This is a genomic window from Mucilaginibacter sp. MD40, assembly GCF_002288635.1.
Classification (GTDB): domain Bacteria; phylum Bacteroidota; class Bacteroidia; order Sphingobacteriales; family Sphingobacteriaceae; genus Mucilaginibacter.
Genome location: NZ_NRSW01000001.1, coordinates 1,498,059 through 1,519,228, shown reverse-complemented (window position 1 = coordinate 1,519,228; position 21,170 = coordinate 1,498,059). Strand labels below are relative to the sequence as shown.

17 protein-coding genes are annotated in these 21,170 nt (G+C 44.2%); 10 read left to right on the top strand and 7 right to left on the bottom strand.

Translation table 11 applies throughout. The annotated features are described in order from the left end of the window. Positions 1-37 precede the first annotated feature (37 nt). From CKK33_RS06740 to CKK33_RS06720, 5 genes are all read left to right on the top strand, one after another. Positions 38-2,116 (top strand): TonB-dependent receptor, encoded by a 2,079-nt coding sequence (locus CKK33_RS06740; protein ID WP_095703375.1) that lies wholly within the window; start codon positions 38-40, stop codon positions 2,114-2,116. A 169-nt stretch (positions 2,117-2,285) separates the two neighbouring features. Continuing rightward, on the top strand, positions 2,286-3,164 hold the full coding sequence (locus tag CKK33_RS06735) for an ABC transporter permease (RefSeq protein ID WP_095703374.1): 879 nt from the start codon (positions 2,286-2,288) through the stop codon (positions 3,162-3,164). Positions 3,165-3,238: 74 nt separating this feature from the next. Then, the gene (locus tag CKK33_RS06730; protein WP_095703373.1) at positions 3,239-3,517 is read left to right on the top strand and encodes a DUF3098 domain-containing protein; all 279 of its coding nucleotides are present in this window, start codon (positions 3,239-3,241) and stop codon (positions 3,515-3,517) included. Beyond that, complete coding sequence (locus tag CKK33_RS06725) at positions 3,517-4,311, top strand: undecaprenyl-diphosphate phosphatase (RefSeq protein WP_095703372.1); 795 nt, start codon at positions 3,517-3,519, stop codon at positions 4,309-4,311. The genes CKK33_RS06730 and CKK33_RS06725 overlap by 1 nt, the downstream gene beginning before the upstream one ends. 160 nt (positions 4,312-4,471) lie before the next feature. After that, on the top strand, positions 4,472-6,310 hold the full coding sequence (locus CKK33_RS06720; RefSeq protein WP_095703371.1) for a DEAD/DEAH box helicase: 1,839 nt from the start codon (positions 4,472-4,474) through the stop codon (positions 6,308-6,310). An 88-nt stretch (positions 6,311-6,398) separates the two neighbouring features. On the opposite strand, the gene CKK33_RS06715 is transcribed toward CKK33_RS06720, so the two are convergent. The 5 genes from CKK33_RS06715 to CKK33_RS06695 all read right to left on the bottom strand — a co-directional run bounded on the left by CKK33_RS06715 (position 6,399) and on the right by CKK33_RS06695 (position 11,347). Next, entirely contained in the window at positions 6,399-6,725 is a 327-nt protein-coding gene (locus tag CKK33_RS06715; RefSeq protein WP_095703370.1) for a hypothetical protein, read from the bottom strand. A 56-nt stretch (positions 6,726-6,781) separates the two neighbouring features. Then, on the bottom strand, positions 6,782-7,132 hold the full coding sequence (locus tag CKK33_RS06710) for a hypothetical protein (protein ID WP_095703369.1): 351 nt from the start codon (positions 7,130-7,132) through the stop codon (positions 6,782-6,784). 30 nt (positions 7,133-7,162) lie between these two features. Then, positions 7,163-8,170 (bottom strand): NAD(P)H-dependent glycerol-3-phosphate dehydrogenase, encoded by a 1,008-nt coding sequence (locus CKK33_RS06705; RefSeq protein ID WP_095703368.1) that lies wholly within the window; start codon positions 8,168-8,170, stop codon positions 7,163-7,165. Positions 8,171-8,551: 381 nt separating this feature from the next. Continuing rightward, positions 8,552-9,883 (bottom strand): efflux RND transporter periplasmic adaptor subunit, encoded by a 1,332-nt coding sequence (locus CKK33_RS06700; protein WP_095703367.1) that lies wholly within the window; start codon positions 9,881-9,883, stop codon positions 8,552-8,554. Positions 9,884-9,901: 18 nt separating this feature from the next. Continuing rightward, the gene (locus tag CKK33_RS06695; protein WP_095703366.1) at positions 9,902-11,347 is read right to left on the bottom strand and encodes a TolC family protein; all 1,446 of its coding nucleotides are present in this window, start codon (positions 11,345-11,347) and stop codon (positions 9,902-9,904) included. 91 nt (positions 11,348-11,438) lie between these two features. Between CKK33_RS06695 and CKK33_RS06690 the strand changes: the two genes are divergently transcribed. Next, on the top strand, positions 11,439-12,056 hold the full coding sequence (locus tag CKK33_RS06690) for a polysaccharide deacetylase family protein (RefSeq protein WP_095703365.1): 618 nt from the start codon (positions 11,439-11,441) through the stop codon (positions 12,054-12,056). A gap of 27 nt (positions 12,057-12,083) precedes the next feature. Further along, positions 12,084-12,887, top strand: a complete 804-nt coding sequence (locus CKK33_RS06685; RefSeq protein ID WP_095703364.1) for an alpha/beta hydrolase — start codon at positions 12,084-12,086, stop codon at positions 12,885-12,887. 1 nt (position 12,888) lies between these two features. Here the strand turns inward: CKK33_RS06685 and CKK33_RS06680 are convergent, their stop codons facing one another. Further along, the gene (locus CKK33_RS06680; protein ID WP_095703363.1) at positions 12,889-13,365 is read right to left on the bottom strand and encodes a GNAT family N-acetyltransferase; all 477 of its coding nucleotides are present in this window, start codon (positions 13,363-13,365) and stop codon (positions 12,889-12,891) included. Between the two features lie 192 nt (positions 13,366-13,557). On the opposite strand from CKK33_RS06680, the gene CKK33_RS06675 reads away from it, so the two are divergent. Together CKK33_RS06675 and CKK33_RS06670 are read left to right on the top strand one after the other, a co-directional pair. Next, the gene (locus CKK33_RS06675; protein WP_095703362.1) at positions 13,558-15,825 is read left to right on the top strand and encodes an aconitate hydratase; all 2,268 of its coding nucleotides are present in this window, start codon (positions 13,558-13,560) and stop codon (positions 15,823-15,825) included. Between the two features lie 421 nt (positions 15,826-16,246). Then, positions 16,247-17,170, top strand: coding sequence for an energy transducer TonB (locus tag CKK33_RS06670; RefSeq protein ID WP_095703361.1), 924 nt, complete (start codon positions 16,247-16,249; stop codon positions 17,168-17,170). A 63-nt stretch (positions 17,171-17,233) separates the two neighbouring features. Here CKK33_RS06670 and uvrA read toward each other — a convergent pair whose 3' ends face one another. Further along, positions 17,234-20,104, bottom strand: coding sequence for an excinuclease ABC subunit UvrA (gene uvrA, locus CKK33_RS06665; RefSeq protein ID WP_198952449.1), 2,871 nt, complete (start codon positions 20,102-20,104; stop codon positions 17,234-17,236). A gap of 402 nt (positions 20,105-20,506) precedes the next feature. On the opposite strand from uvrA, the gene CKK33_RS06660 reads away from it, so the two are divergent. Further along, positions 20,507-21,091, top strand: coding sequence for an RNA polymerase sigma factor (locus CKK33_RS06660; protein ID WP_095703360.1), 585 nt, complete (start codon positions 20,507-20,509; stop codon positions 21,089-21,091). Positions 21,092-21,170 lie beyond the last annotated feature (79 nt).

Below are 21,170 nucleotides of genomic sequence, written 5' to 3'. Positions count from 1 at the left end.
CTGCCAACAAAATCTTTTTTAGTTAGCTTAGCGGCACATGAAAAAACATGTTCAGGCTATATTATTTTTTCTGGCCGCCCATCTAACTTTATCGGCACAAACAGTAAAATCATCCGGTCCGGATACTGCACGCCAACTGGCGCCGGTTACCGTGCATGGTTATTTGAGCCAGCGGCCAGCTATTATTATACCTGCGTCTGTTAGCGTATTGGGTACCCCGCAGCTCAGGCTGCAGCCCGATAATTCATTTGTTACCGCACTCAACACTCTGCCCGGCCTTAGGGCAGAGGAACGCTCACCGGGCAGCTACCGGCTTAGTATACGAGGCAGCCTGCTCCGCTCTCCCTTCGGCATACGCGACGTAAAAATATATTTTGATGACATCCCGCTTACCGATGCCGGCGGGAACACTTATCTTAATGCCATAGATATCGCAAACATCAGGCATATCGAGATACTTAAAGGGCCGGATGGCAGCTTGTTCGGGGCAAACTCGGGCGGGGTAGTATTACTAAATACCGTTAACCGTGCAGACAGCAACTTTTTAAACGCCGGTATCAATGGCGGCTCTTACGGGCTTTTTCATCAAAAAGTATCATTGCAAAAGGTAACAGGCAACAATCGGTTTAGCTTTAATCAATCCTACCAGAATTACGATGGGTACAGGCAAAACAGCCGGATGCACCGCCTTTATATGCAAGCATCGGATGCCTACCGCTATGCCGGCAACAGCGAATTAAAGGCCACAGCCTTGTATGCCGACCTGGATTACCAAACACCCGGAGGGCTAACCTACAACCAAATGCTGGCCGATCCACGCTCGGCGCGCCTGCCTACGGCAACTCTGCCCGGAGCCATTGATCAGCACATTGGTATCAACACCAAGTTACTGTGGGGCGGCCTGGTGAACGACGCTGCGTTAAGCAACAGGATACGGAATGTATTAGCTGTTTATGGTAACCATGTAGATTTCGCCAACCCCTTTATAACCAACTATGAACAAAGGGCCGAAAACACGTTGGGTATACGCAGTTACTTCACTCTATCAGCCATTGCCAGGGAAAATTTCGACTGGAAAGTAAACCTGGGGCTGGAATGGCAGCAAACCAATTCGCAGATCAGTAACTACGATAACAACGGAGGCGAAAAAGGCGCAGTTCAGAAAATAGATAAGATCAATACCGGCCAGCATTTTTTTTTCGCGCGTTACGCCGCCGATATATTTAAACGCCTGCACGCCGAAGCCGCGGCCAGTATAAACTATTACGGTTACAAATTCCGCAACCTGCAACCGCTTAACGAAGCCGACTTTACCAACCGCAATTTTAACCCGGTATTGATGCCCAGGCTGGCGCTTTCTTATGAACTTGCCCATAATTTCATATGGAGGGCTTCCGTTAGCAGGGGTTATTCAACGCCCACCACCGCCGAAGTCCGCCCTACTGATAATATTATCAACACCGCTTTACAGGCACAAACCGGCTGGAACTACGAAACCGGGTTCAGGCTGCGCAACTTTGATGAAAGCTTGATACTTGATGCTTCTGTTTTTTATTACAAACTGCATAATGCCATCGTTCGGCAACTCAACCCCAACGAAACTGAATATTACATTAACGCCGGGGGCACTAACCAGCCGGGATTCGAGCTGGCCTTTACCGACTGGCTCATCAGGAAGAAAAACAGCGGCTTTTTGCGGGGTTTGCAGGTAAATACGGCTGTCACTATTAGCCGGTTTACGTTCGGCAATTACCAGGCAGCCGGTAATAATTACTCAGGGAACCGCTTAACAGGTGTGCCACGTGAGGTAATTGTATCATCTGTACAGGTATTACTCCCTTACCGTTTAGCTGCTTTTGTGCAGCATAATTATACATCAGGCATTCCGCTAAATGATGCCAATTCGGTTTACGCCCAAAAATACCATTTGCTGCAGGCAAAGGTGTCATGGCAAACCCGGCTTACACATACCACAATGCTGGAGCTGTATACCGGCGCCGATAACCTGCTAAACCAACGCTATAGTTTAGGAAACGACCTAAACGCAGTAGGGAACCGTTACTTTAACCCCGCACCGCCACGCAATTACTTTTTTGGTGCCAGTTTGCGGATCTGAACCATTAAACGGCTATGGCCTAACAAGCACTTAGTTAATTATTGTTAATATTGAAGCGGAAACTTTTACCTTTATGGCTGGTTTGTTAATTTCGCAAACTATAGAACCTGGTGTAAGCTAAATGAGCCCTGCTCATGGCTTACGTCTAAACTCATATCTACAAGTGCACATGGAAGAATTTGAAGCAAGCGCGTCGGCAAAGAAAACCAAAACGATATATATATCTACCGTTTTCGGTATAGCTATGGTTCTATTGATGATAGGCTTGCTGGGGCTGATACTGGTACACGCCAACAACCTGTCGCGCTATGTAAAGGAAAACATTGTACTGAATATCTTTATGGACGATTCGGCGCATGAGACCGATGTGCTGCAATTACAAAAACAACTGGATGCCAACCCTATGGTTAAGCAAACCCAGTATGTGAGCAAGGAACTTGCAGCCCGTAACCTGCAAAAAGACCTGGGTGAGGACTTTGTTAAATTCCTTGGTTACAACCCATTATCGCAGTCGCTGGATATTTACTTGAAAGCTGATTATGCGAACAATGCCGGTATAGATAAATTTAAGGCCGAACTGATGAAAAACCCACTGGTAAAAGAGGTAAAATACCAGCAGTCGTTGGTTGACCAAATGAATGCCAACATCACCTCTATTAGTTTAATCATCATCGTATTTGCCGGCATATTTGTGATACTGTCTGTAGCACTCATCAATAATACCATACGGCTGGCTATTTATTCCCAGCGTTTCCTCATTAAATCAATGCAGTTGGTTGGGGCTACAAAGGGCTTTATACGTAAGCCTTTTCTATTGTATGGCATATGGCATGGTCTGTTAGGGGCGCTTATCGCTATTATTATCCTTATCGGTACGCTGTATTTTGCCAACCAGCAAATACCTGATCTGGTGATACTCCAAAGCCCTGCCGAGTTCGGTTTTGTGTTTTTGGCCGTGGTAGCTATCGGCATTTTTATATCAGGCTTCAGTACATTTTTGGCAGTTAACAAGTTTTTACGTTTAAAAATATACGATCTATACAGGTAGTCATTGGGTCATTGAGTCATTAGCTCTTGCAACCTCTCGCTCACTTACACCTTTAATCATTCACTCATTAAAAAATGGCACTAAGAGAAACAAAAACAACAGGCAAAGCGGCAACATCTGCGGCTAAAAGCACCGAAGCACCTGTGAACACTATACCGGCGCAATTTGTATTTGGCAAAGACAATTACATGTGGCTGATCATCGCCATCGCGGTGGTCGCATTTGGGTTTGTATTAATGAGCGGCACAACCGACATCTACAGCACTACCAAAATTGTAATAGCCCCTATCGTAGTTTTAACCGGCTTCGGCATTGGTTTTTATGCTATACTGAAAAAGCCAGCCGCTAAGTAATGAATATTATACACGTAATAGTCCTTGCCATAATTGAAGGACTAACCGAGTTTTTGCCTGTATCTTCTACCGGGCACATGATCATCGCATCATCTGTTATGGGCATAGCTGCCGATGACTTTGTTAAACTGTTTACTGTTGCCATACAATTAGGCGCCATCCTTTCGGTCATTATATTATACTGGAAACGATTTTTTCAGTCGCTCGATTTTTATTTTAAGCTTATAGTTGCTTTTATACCGGCAGCCATTTTCGGTTTACTTTTCAGCAAAAAGATAGATGCTTTGTTAGAAAGCGCGCTTACTGTAGGTATAACCTTATTTATTGGGGGTATTATTTTATTATTTGTAGACAAGTGGTTTAACCAGTCTGATGTAAAAGAAGAAAAAGCCATTAACTATCCAACCGCCTTTAAAATAGGCCTGTTCCAGTGCCTGGCCATGATTCCGGGTACATCACGCTCGGCAGCTACTATTGTTGGCGGTATGGCCCAGAAGCTTAGCCGCAAAGCCGCCGCGGAGTTCTCCTTTTTCCTGGCGGTACCCACTATGTTTGCTGCTACCGGCAAAAAGCTTTACGACTTTTACAAAGAAGGGCACCGCTTTACAGGCGAAGAAATTAAGCTGTTAGCTGTAGGTAATGCCATAGCCTTTATAGTGGCATTATTAGCCATAAAAACATTCATCACTTTCTTAGAAAAACGGGGCTTTAAGCTATTTGGCTGGTACCGCATTCTGGTAGGTGGTATCATCATCATCCTTTACATGACCGGGCATAACCTGCAGGTCATCTAATCATACAGATGATATCTGACTGATTTTCTGAATTTTATTAGCGTATACTGCCACAGCAAAGTCATCATTGATAAAATTAGGGTCAATATTTGAATTACCAAATATTAAACGTACCTTTGCCCCCGATTTGGCGATGTTGCCAAATTCGTTATTTTAATTCATGAACAACCCATTTATTGAACTGGGAATCCGTCATGATATTGTTAATGCCATCTCTGAATTAGGATTTGAAAATCCTACTCCAATCCAGGAACAGTCAATCCCGGTATTGTTAACAGGCAGCAACGATTTTGTCGGATTAGCCCAAACCGGGACCGGTAAAACAGCTGCTTTTGGACTGCCGTTATTAGAACTATTAGATTTCGAAGAAAATCATCCGCAGGCGCTTGTTTTATGCCCAACTCGTGAACTTTGTTTACAGATCACGAACGACATTAACAACTACGCCAAAAAAATGAACAACGTACATGTTGTTGCCGTTTATGGCGGTGCAAGCATCAGCGATCAACTGCGTCAAATTCGTCGTGGTGTGCAGATCGTTGTGGCTACACCTGGCCGTATGCTGGACATTATTAACCGTAAGGCGATAGACTTTTCGCAGGTTAAATATGTTGTTTTAGACGAGGCTGATGAGATGCTCAACATGGGCTTCCAGGAAGATATTGACAATATTTTATCAACCACTCCCGACGAGAAAAAGACCTGGCTGTTTTCGGCCACTATGCCTGCAGAGGTAAGAAGAATTGCTAAAAAATACATGGATAACCCTTTTGAGTTAACCATGGGTACTAAAAACACAGGCAACCAAAATATCGAGCATGAGTACTATGTAGTACGTGCACGTGATAAATATGCTGCCTTTAAACGCATTGTTGACAATAACCCTGAGATATTTGGTATCGTTTTCTGCCGTACCAAAATAGAAACCCAGGAAATTGCAGAGGCGCTGATAAAAGACGGTTACAATGCCGACTCTTTACACGGCGACCTTTCACAACAACAACGCGATAAGGTAATGAAACGCTACCGCGAGCGCAGCCTGCAATTGTTAATTGCTACTGACGTTGCCGCACGTGGTATTGATGTTAACGATGTTACACACGTTATCAACTATTCTTTACCTGATGAAATTGAGAACTACACCCACCGTAGCGGCCGTACGGCACGTGCAGGTAAAACCGGTGTTTCTATCTCTATTGTTAACAGTAAAGAATTAGGCAAAATACGCCAGATTGAGCGCGTTATAGGTAAAAAGTTTGTTAAAGCTGAAATACCTACAGGCTTTGATGTTTGCGAAAAACAACTTTTTGCACTGGTACATAAAGTACACAATGTTGAGGTTAACGAATCGCAGATTGAGCAATACATCCCGCGTATAATGGATGAATTTGCTGAACTGAGCAAGGAAGAAGTGATCAAACGCTTTGCATCGCTTGAGTTTAACCGCTTCCTGGAATATTACCAGAATGCACCAGACTTGAACGCCCCTGCTGATGATTTCCGCAGCAGAGAAGGCGCGCAAGGCGATCGCTTTAACCGCGATGGCATGCGTTCGGAATACACCCGTCTGTTTATTAACCTGGGCAGTGTAGATGAGTTTAGCCGAGGCGAATTGCTGGGTTACATTTGCAACAATGCCAAAATAAGCGGCCGTAACGTTGGTAAAATAGACGTTAAAGGTGTTTACTCTTTCTTCGAAGTAGTTAACGCTGATGTTGACAATGTGATGAACAACTTTAAAGGTATAGACTTTAAAGGACGTCCGGTTCGTATAGAAATTTCAGGCGAAGGCGTTAGCAGCAACCGTGGCGGTGGCGGTGGTCGCAGAGAAGGTGGCTACCAGAAACGCGAAGGAGGTTACCGTGGCGACAGACGCGAAGGTGGCGAACGCCGCGAGAAAAGCTTTGCAGGTGCCGGTGCCAATAGCAACGGAGGCGGTTTCCGCGATTTTAGTGGTAAACGCCGCGAAGAACGCCCTGAGCGCCGCAGAAGATTTTAGTTTTAGTGTGCCTGCGGCTTAACAGCCGTAAGGTATTGTTTTAGTTTTGTTTTTGAACCTCCTGTGTGTAATACACCGGGAGGTTTTTTTATTTTGAGAACTCAATGGCAACCGAATCATCAGGCATGATCAGGCTCATTTCACGGTCCGCAAGTTTTTTAATTACAAACTTGGTATAAGGTTGGTTGCCTTCAAATGAAGTAAAAATGGTATCGCCTTTTACAAAATAATCTTCGGGCACCGGCGAATCATTTTCCATCACAAACTGCTTGTCTGTTATTTTAAGCAGTATAGATCCGTCTTTGGATTTCCAGTTACCTTGTACTTTTTTATTAGCGGTGTTGGTATGGCAGGCACTCATGCCTAAGATATAGGCGCCGGCCAGGTGTACAAATATGAGCGCGAACTTTTTCAATATGGTATTAGGTAATTAAAAAGCATCCGCCTGGTAGCGGATGCTTTTTTGAGTTTTTATTTCATTTCGGCAGGTTTGTTTTTTAACCTTGCTTTTGATACGTAAACATGATGTCCTTTTTTGTTTACGTAGTAGTATTTAGAATCCTTATCGATGTAAATGGTTTGTCCTTGCGGGCCAACTTTATCATCATACTTTTTATCTGCCACAGCTGATGCGCCTTTTGAAGCAAGTTCAGCAGTTTTGTTACCTACAGCTTTACCGGCTTTTTTGGTAGCACTCCAGCCTTTTTTTGCTGTGTGACCTATTTTTTGCCCTAAAGTAGTATCCTTGTGTGTTTGTGCCATTGCCGATGATGCTGCGAATACTGCGGCAGCAAACAGGGCTGATTTAAATAGTTTCTTCATGATATGGTAGCATATTAATTAATGTATATGCTAACTCAATTTCTCTGCCAATTTTTGCATTTCAAGCGCAGGTGGGCTTTTCTTGTACAAAATAGCGTAAACAGCCTCACATATAGGCATTTCTACCTTGTATTGTTTATTTACCTCGTGTAGGCAATTTACTGCATAATACCCCTCGGCAATCATATTCATTTCCAACTGGGCCGACTTTACAGTGTAGCCCTTCCCAACCATATTACCAAAGGTACGGTTACGGCTAAACTGCGAATAAGCGGTTACCAGGAGGTCGCCCAGGTAAGCCGATTCCTTAATATCGCGGTCGATTGGATGTACCACATCCACAAAACGCTCCAATTCGCGAATAGCATTAGAGATCAACACCGACTGGAAGTTATCGCCATAGCCTACTCCGTGGCATATACCACTGGCTATCGCGTAAATATTTTTCAGTACGGCACCGTATTCGGTACCATAAATATCGTCAGACACCACTGTTTTGATATATCTTGTACTTAACATACCGGCAAACGCCGATGCCAATGCGGTATCCTTGCAGGCAATAGTAAGATACGATAGTTTTTCGAGCGCCACTTCTTCAGCATGGCAGGGGCCGCTTAACACGAGGATATGATGAAAAGGTACCTCGTACTTTTCGTGCAGAAACTCACCGATGATCTTGTTCTCATCGGGCACGATACCTTTAATGGCCGACACGATATATTTTTCTTTAAGATCATCAGGAGTAATATCCTTAAGCGCCTCTTTTAGAAAAGCAGCAGGCACGTTCAATAATACAAAATCGGCATGGCTGATAATTGTTTTAAGATCGGTGCTGATATTCTCGGCCGGTATTTTTATTTCGACTGAACTTAAATAATGCGGATTATGACGAAAGCTTTTGATATAGTTTACCGCCTCGGCATTACGCATCCACCAGGAAATCTCCTTAGGCATGGTATTATCCGTAAGCATTTTGATATTAGCTGTGGCCCAGCTGCCACCGCCAATTACAGCAATTTTGTTGAGTTGCTTTAGCATTGATGCAATTAATGTCCCTTCCGGCTGTTGGTTTTACCGGTGCCGCAAATTAGTGAAATTATACGAGGTTGTTAGTCATTAAGCAAGTTGAGCCATAAGATAATGCTGTAATCAACGTTGGTCCGCTCATTGCGTGGAGGGATGATTGTTTCGTCGAAGCTTTTACCGACAAGAAGAAAAGTTATTGTCATTCTAAGCGACAGTGAAGAATCTGTCAATCAGTGATTATTTCGCAGATAGATGCTTCGTGTCTTAGCATAAAAAGTTTGATTGTATTATTTTGCGATCCTAAAGGATTAATTTATTCAACCATAGATTTAAAAACGATAAAAGGACAAAGTCTTTCGTCCTTTGTCCTTTTATCTTTAATTCCTTAAATAATTATTTCTTAGTATCGGTAAACAGTTTTGCCTTATCTACTTTTTCTACCATCATTCCGTCATTCAAGGTTTTGGAGATAGCCGCGAATGGTGCGGAAACTACTTCCTCGCCACCTTTAAGACCGGATAGTATTTGAATATAAGTATCATCCTGTATACCCGTCTTTACCTCAACCTGCTTTACTTTGTTACCTTGCAACACATACACATACTCTTTTGCAGGCGCATCGTTAGCGGTCTTTTTATCGTCGTCGTCATTTTTCTTTTTGTCATCGGCCTTCTTCTCCTCACGTGTGGTAACAGATTGGATAGGTACCGAAAGGGCTCTAACATGATTGGTATTGATATCTACGGTAGCAGTAAGCCCCGGACGGAAAGGAGAATGATTTTCGGCATTCTTTCTAAGCAGATCCATGTATGATTGCGCGGTGATACGTACCTTAACGGTAAAATTGGTTACCTGGTCGGCGTTGGTACCTACCACATTTGCGGAGCTACCTATTTCAATTACTTCACCAGAAAATTTCTTTCCCTGGAAAGCGTCGATCTCAATTTGTGCCTTGTTACCAACCGTTATCCTGTTAATATCATTTTCGTTCACGTCAACATTTACATCCATTTTGCTGAGGTCAGAGATCGTCATGATCTCGGTACCCGCGAATTGCTGTGTACCCAACACGCGCTCGCCTTTTTCAATAGAAAGTTTAGATACCACACCATCAACCGGGGCGTAAATAGTGGTTTTAGCCAGGTTATCAGACGCTTCCTTAACCGAAGCCTGTGATTGCTCTAAACCATATTTTGAACCTACTACATTTTGGCGGGCGGCCTCCAACGCAGCTTTGGCACTGGCATAATCGGCCCTGGCTTTATCAAATTCGGCAATGGTTAATACTTTTTTATCAAATAGCTCCTTGCTACGTTTATAAACCGACTCCTGGTTGGCAAACGTAGCTTCAGATTGTTTGAGCATTTGCATAGAGTTACCCACACTCGCTTTTTGGGTATTGTATGAAGCTACAGCACGCTCAAAACCTGATTTTAAAATATCCGGGCGGATGCGGCATAGCAACTGGCCTTTTTTAACCACATCGCCTTCCTTGATAGGTAGTTCTACCACCTCGCCGGATACTTCGGGGCTTATCTTTACGGCAACATGCGGCTTTATTTTACCACTGGCTGATACAGTTTCGTTAATATCACGCGTTTCGGCCTTTTCAACAGCAACCTGCGTAAGCTGTGGTTTACCGATAATGCCGGCTGCCTTAAGAATAAATAACAGGGCAACAAGAGCTACAAGGCCTATCAGAATATATTTAGTAGTTTTTCCCATGATGGTGCGGGTTTTTATTTACAGTGTTATAGGGTTTCCGAGATAATAATCGATGACCTTGCTCCTGAAAACCAGTTCATACTGTGCCTGGATGAGATCAAACTGCGATTTGTTTAAGTTAGTAAGTGAGGTATTATAATCAAGCGAGTTAACAAGCCCCACATTATAGCGCTGCTGTATTACATTAAACGCCTCTTTATTGGCCGTATACGTTTGCAGCGAACTTTGGTATTTTTTATTAGCGGCCTGTACGTCCCATACCGCCTGATAGATGATCTTGCTTAGGTTATTACGCGCCAATTGAGCGGTTACCAAAGCATTCTCATTAGTGATTTTGGCTTTGCGCACTGATGTACGGGCACTAAAGCGGTTAAAAATGGGTATCTGTAAGCTAATACCTACCGATTGATTAAAGTTATCGCCTATTTGCCTGAAAAACGGATAATTGGAATAAACGGGATTAAAGCCCGGCACCGTAACCGGGGTAGCCATGTTACCACCTACAAAACCCACAGTATCCATACGGCCACTGGGCGTAACGCCTGAAACCAGCTTGCGCGCGTCTGAATAATTGGTACCCAACTGGCCAAACAGTACAATGCTGGGGTAGTAATTGCCGCGTGCCACTTTAATATCCTGCGCGGCGGCTTTCTGCCTTGCTTCGGCCAGGCTTACATCCGGGTTTACGGCCAGGGCTGTTTTTAACACATCCTCCGGGTTAAACACGGTAGACAGGTTTTTAAATTTACTAATATCCGGCTTCTCAAAAACAATATTGGTAGCCGGCGGCATTTCCATATACTGCTTTAGTGTAAGGATGGATAACTCCAGCTGGTTTTCGGCAGTGGTATAGTTGAGTTCGGCGGTTGATTGCTGGGCCTTGGCCTGTGCCAGATCAGCAAGTGTTTGGTTACCTACATCGAAGTTTTTCTGCGCACGGTCAACCGTAATTTTGGCTACATCTATTTGCTGCTTTGCAGCGGTAACCAAATCCTGATTGGTTAACACCAGCAAATATTGAGTTACAACGTTAAGGACCAGATCATTTTTGATCTTTGCGGTGTAGCTGCGGTCGGCATTAAGCAATAACCTGTTTTCGATGATCTGGTTGCGTAACTGCCCGCCCTGAAAAAGGGTAACTTGTGAGGACATATTGCCGCTTAACGCAGAAATACGCTGGTTAATGAACTGGTTGGTTGAAGGGTCGATATTACGGCCAAAGTTCAAAGAAGCCTGGGGACCTGCAGTTAAATTAGGCAGCAGGTTATATTTGGATTGTTTAAGATTCTCCTCAGATAAAGCCTCGCTGAATTGCGCCTGCTTAATGGTAAGGTTGCGCTCCAGCGCAAGATCAATGGCACGTTGCAGGGTAACCACTTCCTGGGCCTTAACGCGCATGCTTAAACCCATTAGTGATATGAGGCAGGCAATAGTTACTTTTGTGACCGGTAAGTTTAGTTTCATATTAAATATGTACAATTGTAAGTAACTTATATTACCTTGCCTATACAGTAGGGTAATAAAAACAACTAAGCATTAACTCCTTATTTTAATCATGTACCTGGTTAAGACCCCGTGGTGGCTTAAAAAACTTTATCCGCAACTCATCTGGAATGCCGAACCGGGTAACCGTTCTATTTTTTTGACTTTTGACGACGGCCCTATACCCATTGTTACACCTTTTGTTCTAAATATTTTAAAAAAGTACGATGCCAGGGCTACGTTTTTTTGCATAGGCGATAATGTACGTAAACACCCGGATATATTTGAAGAAGTAAAACAGGCCGGACATACCATTGGCAACCATACCTATAACCACCTGCGCGGCTGGAACACGGATGACCAGGTTTACCTGCAAAATTACCTCAAGGCTAACGAGTTGTTAGATACGCCCTTATTTCGCCCTCCTTACGGCCGAATTAAACGTTCGCAGGTAAAATTACTGCAGCAGGCCCGGCCGGATATACAGATAATTATGTGGGATGTGCTTAGCGGCGACTTTGACATGAGCCTTAAGCGGGAAGAAGCCCTGAACAATGTGACCAAAAACGCAGGCGACGGCTCCATTGTGCTTTTCCATGATAGTATAAAGGCTTTCCATAAAATGGAGTATGCGCTGCCTTTGGTATTAGAGCATTTTACCGGGCTTGGATTTACCTTTAAAGCTTTATAGGGGACGATAAATACCTATATTAACTATATGCCAAGATCTATTTTATACTTCATCGTCTTGTTAACTTCTCTGGCTTATGCCCCATCGTTTGCGCAAGATACGGCCAGAATTATAACTGAAAATATCCACATTCCACAACTTAACCGCGAACGAACCATCCGCATATATCTACCTGCGGGCTATACTGCTTCCAAACGGGCATATCCTGTAATTTACATACACGATGGCCAAAACCTTTTCAGTGGTACAAAAAACCCTGCATTTAGCTGGTATATCGATTCTTTACTCAAGACCTATCCACCCAATAAACAGGCAATAATCGTGGGCATTAATAACGGGAAAAACCGTATTATGGAATATAATGCCTGGGATAGCAATTACGGCAAACAAGAGGGTGTTGCCTATACGGATTTCATTGTAAACACCCTTAAGCCGCATATCGACAGCGCATACCGTACACTTAAAGACGCTAAACACACCGTAATTGCCGGCAGCTCAATGGGTGGCTTGATATCTATGTACGCAGCCATAAAATATCCGCAGATATTTGGTACCGCAGGGGTATTTTCCCCTTCGTTCTGGATAGCGCCCAAAATGTATGAATTAGTAGCATCCGAAAAACTCAATACCAAAAACCGTTTCTTTTTAGCCTGCGGCGATCAGGAAGGCAACGAAACAGAATACGTAGCACGGATGGACAGCCTGCTGCTATCAAAAGGTTTTGACAGGAAACATGTGCCTGATCCTTTAATAGTGAAAGATTCCAGGCATAATGAAGCGCAATGGCGTAAAGCATTTGCAGCGTTCTATGCCTGGTGGATAAAGCAATAAGTTATATATTATTCGTCTCCGGCCGGGGATAACCGGATAGCTCGTAATTCAATTCCATGTTCAATATCGGGTAGGGCTTACCGGCTCCGTCTGTTTCACTTCGGCCTACTACTCTAAAGCCTAAGCGTTCATAAAACCCTCTTGCATTGATGTTCTGTTCGTTAACATCCACCCGGCTTAGTTGCTTATCAATAATTGCAAACTCCATTAAGCGCTTACCATATCCTTTGCCTACAGCCCCTGGATCTATAAAAAGCGCCTGAATCATCCCCTCGCTAATGCCTATAAAGCCTGTTATACCGTTTTCATCTTCGGTACAATAAACTTCCATTATGGGCATGTAAGTGACCAATAAAGGCCGGTAGAAGGCAATATCATCATCAGTCAGAAAATCATGTGATTGCCTTACGGATGCTTCCCAAAGGTCAGCAAGCGAAGGATATTCTGACAGTTGGGGTTGGCGTATGGTGATTGACATCGCAATATCAACAAGCGGCAATTACCAGGGTTTTAATTGTTTCTTATTTTTTGATGAAGGCTTATTTAGAACATGTCCAAATAACAATTGCCTAAAGCCCCGGGCGGTATTAACTGTTATAATTTGTAAATTCGCGGCTGTTGGCCCAGAACGGGTTACAACATTCTTTTACCTCATAAAGATCAATTTATTATGGCCTTTGATATAGACATGATCAAAAAGGTTTATGATCGCTACAGTACCCGTGTGGATGCTGCCCGCAAAGCGACCGGTAAACCTCTTACTTTAACAGAGAAAATATTATATGCTCACCTTTCTGAAGGTGATGCTTCAAAAGCTTTTGAGCGTGGTAACGACTATGTGGACTTTGCACCGGACCGCGTTGCCATGCAGGATGCTACCGCTCAAATGGCCCTGTTGCAATTTATGCAGGCCGGCCGCCCGCAGGTTGCCGTACCTTCAACAGTACATTGCGACCACTTGATACAAGCAAAAGTAGGCGCCGTTGCCGACTTAAATACCGCTGTTGATACCAACCGCGAAGTTTATGATTTTCTTTCATCCGTATCAGATAAATACGGTATCGGTTTCTGGAAAGCCGGTGCTGGTATTATTCACCAGGTAGTGTTAGAGAACTATGCGTTCCCTGGTGGTATGATGATCGGTACCGACTCACACACACCTAACGCAGGTGGTTTGGGTATGGTGGCTATTGGTGTTGGTGGTGCTGACGCCTGCGACGTAATGGCAGGTTTGCCTTGGGAGCTAAAATTCCCTAAGCTATTAGGTGTTAAATTAACCGGTAAGCTATCTGGTTGGACATCTGCCAAGGACGTTATTCTGCGTGTTGCCGGTATACTTACCGTAAAAGGTGGTACCGGTTTCATAGTGGAGTACTTTGGCGAAGGCGCACGTTCAATGTCGGCCACGGGTAAAGCTACTATCTGTAACATGGGTGCCGAAATTGGCGCTACCACCTCTATTTTCGGTTACGATGAAAAAGCGGCTGATTACCTGCGCGGCACTAAACGCGGTGACATTGCCGATATGGCAGATGCTATTGCCGAGCACTTAACCGGCGATGATGCGGTTTACGCTAACCCTGAGCAATATTTTGACCAGGTGATTGAAATTAACCTGAGCGAGCTTGAGCCACATGTAAACGGTCCGTTCACTCCGGATTTGGCATGGCCTATCTCTAAATTCGCGCAAGCCGTTAAAGAGAACAACTGGCCTGCAACTCTTGAGGTTGGTTTGATTGGTTCATGTACCAACTCGTCTTACGAAGACATTACCCGTTCTGCATCTATTGCACAACAGGCTATTGACAAAGGCCTGGCTACAAAAGCCGAATTTACGATCACCCCCGGCTCCGAGCAGGTACGTTATACGGTTGAGCGCGATGGTTACCTCAACACCTTCGCTCAAATGGGCGGTGTGGTGTTAGCTAACGCTTGCGGCCCATGTATTGGCCAGTGGGCGCGCCATACCGATGATCCTACACGTAAAAACTCTATCATCACTTCGTTTAACCGTAACTTCGCTAAACGCCAGGATGGTAACCCTAATACTCACGCTTTCGTGGCTTCACCGGAGATTGTTACTGCATTTGCTATTGCAGGCGACTTGACCTTTAACCCGCTTACTGATACTTTAACCAACAAAAATGGCGAACAGGTGAAACTGGACGAGCCGCAAGGTATTGAAATGCCAGTACGCGGTTACGCGGTTGAAGATGCCGGTTACCAGGCACCAGCCGAAGATGGCAGCCACGTGCAGGTTATTGTTAGCCCTACATCGGCGCGCCTGCAATTACTGGAGCCGTTTAACGCATGGGAAGGCACTGACCTTACCGGCCTGAAACTGCTGATAAAAGCAAAAGGTAAATGTACTACCGACCATATCTCTATGGCAGGCCCGTGGTTAAAGTTCCGTGGTCACCTGGATAACATTTCAAACAACATGTTAATTGGTGCCATCAACTACTTTAACAACAATGCGGATAGCGTTAAAAACCAGTTAACCGGCGAATACGGCCCGGTACCTGCTACTCAGCGCGATTACAAAGCCGCCGGCATAGGTACTGTTGTAGTTGGCGACGAGAACTACGGCGAAGGCTCATCACGCGAGCATGCCGCGATGGAACCACGCCACTTAGGTGTGCGTGCCATACTGGTAAAATCATTTGCCCGTATACACGAAACCAACCTTAAAAAACAAGGTATGCTGGCTATTACCTTTGCCGATAGCAACGATTACGATAAAATACAGGAAGATGATATCATCGATATCACCGGCTTAACCGAATTTGCACCCGGCAAACAACTTACCGTTGTTCTGCACCACGCAGATGGCTCAACAGAAAGCTTTGCAGTAAACCATACTTACAATGCACAGCAAATTGAGTGGTTTAAAGCAGGTGGCGCGTTAAACATCATCCGCAGGCAAATGGCTTCTTAATAAATTAAAAAGTCAAAATTAAAAATTCAAAAAGCCTTTCCGTTTGGAGAGGCTTTTTTTGTGTTAAAAAACGAAATACCTCCAAGGCAAATCTCCAGAATCGGTTCTTCGTTAGGAATGGCAGTAGGCATTGAATCGTCAGTGGAAGTAACTTTCTTTTCTCTCAAAAGAAAGTTACCAAAGAAAAGTCGCGACTTGGTAACGCGCTACATTGGGTTGTGCTTAAGCAATGCCTGTGCTATCCGCACGTTACACTATGTCGCATTTGTTGGTGGCGTTCCGTCTGTACTCTTCTTTTCCTCTCCTGTCAGCAAAAAAGCTTTAGGCAAAAGCGGGTAGAACCATGATGACTTTTGCGCTGGAAAGGGCATAGCAATACTTGACATTTTACTAACTTAGCTATCAATTACCCAAAACACCCATGAAACCCCTTAAAGCCCTTATCATTCTTAGCCTTTCCACTTCAACCCTTTTTGCTCAAACCAACAAAAAACTGCTGGGAGACATAGCCGCCATTGGTAAAGCCGATCAGCAGTATCGCGTAGCGGCTATTGCAGAAGCTAAAAAGCATGGCACCGGTTCGGCAGAGGACAAAGCGTTAATGGCAAGGCAGTCGGCGGCTGATGTGGCTAACCTGGCCAAAATAGAACGCATCATAACCGATTATGGTTATCCCGGCAAAACGCTGGTGGGTGCCGAGTTAAGCGACGTTGCTTTTAATGTGATACAGCATAATGATCTGGAAGCGCAGAAAAAATACCTGCCTGTAATTATTGAGGCAGCCGATAAGGGAGAGCTTTCGCCATCATTGATACCACTAATGGTTGATCGCGTGCGGATAGCGCAGAACCAGCCACAGGTTTATGGCACCCAATTACATGAATCAAAAAAAGGCTTGTTTCAAATATTTCCTATCGGCGATGAAGCTTTTGTGAACGACAGGCGCAAAAAAGCAGGTTTGCCTCCGTTACAATCTTATCTTAAAAAATGGGGAATAGATTATAAACCCGTAAGCAGCACCGCTAACCCAAACCCGCCGGGCCTTTACTACAAAGTAACCGAGGAAGAACTACCGGCTATTGAACCCATAGGTGGCAATGAAGCTATTTTCAGTAAGCTTGTTTACCCCGAGCAAGCCAAAGCCGCCAATGTAAACGGCTTTGTGACCGTGCAGCTTACAGTAACCGGCTCCGGCGGTACCAAAGACATTACCGTTGTAAAAGGCCTGGGCTACGGCTGCGATGAAGAAGCTGTGCGCGTACTTAAAGAAGCCAAATTCACCAATAAAGCCGGCGAGGACAGCGAGATCAGAATGAGATTACCGTTTCCGTATTCAAAGAAATAGCAGCAACAATAAAGGCGATGATAACTCATCGCCTTTATTACTTGCCTCAAAGAGGTTATTAGGTTACTCGAATCGCTCTTTCAAAAACTGCCCGGTGTAACTATCTGCCTTTTTGATCAGGTCTTCAGGTGCACCCTCGAAAACTACGTTACCGCCGCGTTCTCCACCTTCGGGGCCTATGTCTATAACCCAATCGGCACATTTAATTACGTCCATGTTGTGCTCAATCACCAGGATAGTGTTACCGTTCTCTATCAGCGCATCGAATGATTTAAGGAGCTTTTTGATATCGGCAAAGTGCAGCCCGGTAGTTGGTTCATCAAAAATGAACATGGTTTTATGCGTGTTGTTACCCTTCACCAGGAAGCTTGCCAGTTTGATACGCTGTGCCTCACCGCCTGATAGTGTGTTGGACGATTGCCCTAACTGCACATAACCCAAACCAACATCAACCAGAGGTTTTATCTTAGCAAGTATCTTTGGCTCTTTGGCAAAGAACTCAACCGCTTCATCAATGGTCATGTCCAGCACTTCCGATACATTCTTATCATTATAAGTAATATCCAGAATGTGCTGTTTAAAGCGCTTACCGCCGCAGGCCTCGCAGGTAAGGAAGATATCTGCCATAAATTGCATCTCTATCTTCACCTCTCCCTCGCCCTGGCAAACATCACAACGGCCACCTTCAACGTTAAAGGAGAATGCAGAGGGCTTTAACCCGCCTGCTTTAGAAGCCGGTTGTGCGGCATAAAGGTTACGTATCTCGTCCCACGCTTTCACATAAGTAACCGGGTTTGAGCGTGATGAGCGACCAATGGGGTTTTGGTCTACCAGCTCTACCTGTTCAATTTTATTGTAGTCGCCCTCTATGCTATCAAAGGCGCCGCTTTGGTCGCCGGTATAATTGCCTAAAGTTTTTTGCAGTGCAGGTGCCAAAATACGTTTTACCAAACTGGTTTTGCCAGAGCCTGATACGCCGGTAACCACCGTAAGCACCCCTAACGGGAACTTAGCAGAAGCATGTTTTAAGTTGTTCTCACGCGCTCCTTTTATCTCAATATAATCATGCCATTTACGGCGGGTTTTAGGGATAGCGATTTCTTCTCTACCGCTCAGGTATTTACCGGTGAGGCTATCGTCGTCCGTAATGATCTGGTCATAAGTGCCGGTAAAAATAAGATTACCGCCATGTGTGCCGGCCTCCGGACCAATATCAATAATGTGGTCGGCAGCTTTCATGATCTCTTCTTCGTGCTCTACCACTAACACGGTATTACCCACATCGCGCAGTGAACGTAAAACGGAGATCAGCCTTTCAGTATCGCGCGGGTGCAGGCCTATACTTGGCTCATCCAATACATAAACCGAGCCCACCAGGCTGCTTCCCAATGAAGTTGCCAGGTTAATACGCTGCGATTCGCCGCCCGAAAGCGTGTTAGATAAGCGGTTCAACGTCAGATAACTTAACCCTACATCATTTAAAAAACGCAGGCGGCTGGTTATCTCCATCAATAGGCGCTTGCCTATCTTTTCGTCGTTCTCACTTAAATTTAGTCCGCCAAAAAACTCAAGGGCCCTGTCCAACGGCATTAACACCACGTCGGTGATAGACATGCCTTCTATTTTTACATACGAAGCGTCCTTACGTAACCTACTACCTTTACAATCAGGGCAGGTAGTTTTACCGCGATAGCGCGAAAGCAGCACCCTGTATTGTATCTTATAGGTCTGCTCCTCCATTTCTTTGAAGAAAGCATCTAACCCACGAAAGTATTGGTTACCTGTCCATAACAAGCGTTGCTGATCTTCGGTAAGCTGATTATACTGGCGATGGATAGGAAAATCAAACTTAATGGCGTTCTTCACCAAAACATCATTCCACTCCCGCATTTTTTCGCCGCGCCAGGGGGCAATCGCTCCTTCGTAAACGGTTTTGCTCTTATCAGGAATAACAAGGTCTTCATCTATGCCTATCACCTTTCCGTAACCTTCGCAACGTTTACAAGCACCATATGGGTTGTTAAAGCTAAAGAAATTTGGCGTAGGCTCCTCAAAGCGCATCCCATCCAGCTCAAAGCGGTCGCAGAAAAAATGTTCCGTTTCATTTTCAGCTTCAGGTTCTTTATATCGTACGTAACAATCACCTTTTCCTTCAAAAAAAGCTGTCTGCACAGAATCTGCCAGGCGACTAATGGTTTCATCTTCCATGTTTTTGGTCACACGGTCAATCACAATGCGCACATGCTCATCATAACCGTCAGACTGTTCATGGTCGGCTCCTGCTTTCTTCTTTTTCTTGTCTTTAACCTCTGTATCGGCAGCAATGCTTTCATCTTCCAGCAAGCTTTCAATACGGGCTAACTGTCCGTCTAATTCCACGCGCACAAAACCTTTTTGCATCAGCACGGCTAATTCTTCTTTAAGGCTGCGGTTGTTATGCGGATGCAGTGGGCACAAAATAGTTACCTGCGTTTCATCCGGCAGAGCCGAAATAAAATTCACTACATCGGTGACGGTATCCTTTTTAACCACTCCGCCCGAAACAGGGGAAATGGTTTTTCCAATCCTTGAAAAAAGCAGTTTCAGGTAATCGTATATTTCTGTTGAAGTCCCCACGGTTGAGCGCGGGTTACTGGTAATAACCTTTTGCTCAATGGCAATAGCTGGTGCTATACCTTTAATATAGTCCACATCAGGCTTATTCATACGGCCCAAAAACTGGCGGGCGTATGATGATAAGCTCTCCACATAACGGCGCTGCCCCTCGGCGTAAAGCGTATCAAACGCCAACGAGGATTTGCCAGACCCTGACATACCGGTAACTACCACCAGTTTATTTTTGGGTATGGCTACATCCAGGTTCTTGAGATTGTGTACTCTTGCGCCCTTTATAATAATATGTTTCTGCGGATCTTTATCTGCTTCTTTGATCATTGTTTTGGTATATAGTTCATTGTTCATAGATGGGTAGCAGATTATTTTTAATCCGGTTAAACCACAGGTATAACAAATAGTCTAAACGTTGGGTTTGTACATTAAACCATGTTCTTATAACCCTGAACTTTTGAACTGCAAAAATCCTAAAATTTTTAGCCTTTTGCAAATAGGTTTCAGTTTTTGAATATGATAATTAAGTAGTTATTGTAAGGCTTAATTATTGGCAAGCAAACAACATTTGGCGAAACATAACTCTCCCTGCTAAAAAATATTTGTTTTTATTTTTTAAGTTGATTACATTTGAGGATAAGATATTTCACCCTAAAACGAAAACGCTATAGATAGAACTCTACTTTTAATAACGACAAAAATTTTAATTTAGTTTATAAGTAGCTTTCTATGGATTTTCAATTGAAAAGTGATCAGGATCTAATCCATCTCTATATTGCAGGTGAAGAAGCTGGGCTTGTTGAATTAATAAGACGCTATCAAACCAGAATTTACACTTCTATTTATTTATTGGTTAAAGACGAGGCCCTTGCCGAAGATATTTTCCAGGATACGTTTATTAAGGTAATAAATACCCTAAAAGCCGGAAAGTATAACGAGGAAGGTAAGTTTTTGCCGTGGGTTACCCGTATTGGGCATAACCTGGTGATAGACCATTTTCGCCGCGAGAAGCGCGCCCCAATGGTTAGTGGCGGTGACGACTTTGACATCTTCGAAGTACTTGGCCACTACGACGAAAGCGCCGAAGACCGCATGGTGCGCGAGCAAACACACAAAGACCTTAAAGCGCTTATACAACTTTTACCCGCAGAGCAAAAAGAGGTTTTAATTATGCGCCACTTTGGCGACATGAGCTTTAAAGAAATTGCTGACGTTACTGATGTAAGCATCAACACCGCTCTTGGCCGTATGCGCTACGCCTTAAATAACCTGCGTAAAATGATGCAGAACAAAGAACTGAGTTTGAAAAATTAAACCATTAACGGTTAGTTGCTCACTTTTCGTTAAACTAAAATTATTTACAAATAAAAGCCCCGGATGTATAATATATCCG

Coding starts and splice junctions, on each gene's coding strand:
- CKK33_RS06740 (WP_095703375.1), top strand. CDS start 38: ATGAAAAAACATGTTCAGGCTATATTATTTTTTCTGGCCGCCCATCTA.
- CKK33_RS06735 (WP_095703374.1), top strand. CDS start 2,286: ATGGAAGAATTTGAAGCAAGCGCGTCGGCAAAGAAAACCAAAACGATA.
- CKK33_RS06730 (WP_095703373.1), top strand. CDS start 3,239: ATGGCACTAAGAGAAACAAAAACAACAGGCAAAGCGGCAACATCTGCG.
- CKK33_RS06725 (WP_095703372.1), top strand. CDS start 3,517: ATGAATATTATACACGTAATAGTCCTTGCCATAATTGAAGGACTAACC.
- CKK33_RS06720 (WP_095703371.1), top strand. CDS start 4,472: ATGAACAACCCATTTATTGAACTGGGAATCCGTCATGATATTGTTAAT.
- CKK33_RS06710 (WP_095703369.1), bottom strand. CDS start 7,132: ATGAAGAAACTATTTAAATCAGCCCTGTTTGCTGCCGCAGTATTCGCA.
- CKK33_RS06705 (WP_095703368.1), bottom strand. CDS start 8,170: ATGCTAAAGCAACTCAACAAAATTGCTGTAATTGGCGGTGGCAGCTGG.
- CKK33_RS06700 (WP_095703367.1), bottom strand. CDS start 9,883: ATGGGAAAAACTACTAAATATATTCTGATAGGCCTTGTAGCTCTTGTT.
- CKK33_RS06695 (WP_095703366.1), bottom strand. CDS start 11,347: ATGAAACTAAACTTACCGGTCACAAAAGTAACTATTGCCTGCCTCATA.
- CKK33_RS06690 (WP_095703365.1), top strand. CDS start 11,439: ATGTACCTGGTTAAGACCCCGTGGTGGCTTAAAAAACTTTATCCGCAA.
- CKK33_RS06685 (WP_095703364.1), top strand. CDS start 12,084: ATGCCAAGATCTATTTTATACTTCATCGTCTTGTTAACTTCTCTGGCT.
- CKK33_RS06680 (WP_095703363.1), bottom strand. CDS start 13,365: ATGTCAATCACCATACGCCAACCCCAACTGTCAGAATATCCTTCGCTT.
- CKK33_RS06675 (WP_095703362.1), top strand. CDS start 13,558: ATGGCCTTTGATATAGACATGATCAAAAAGGTTTATGATCGCTACAGT.
- CKK33_RS06670 (WP_095703361.1), top strand. CDS start 16,247: ATGAAACCCCTTAAAGCCCTTATCATTCTTAGCCTTTCCACTTCAACC.
- uvrA (WP_198952449.1), bottom strand. CDS start 20,104: ATGATCAAAGAAGCAGATAAAGATCCGCAGAAACATATTATTATAAAG.
- CKK33_RS06660 (WP_095703360.1), top strand. CDS start 20,507: ATGGATTTTCAATTGAAAAGTGATCAGGATCTAATCCATCTCTATATT.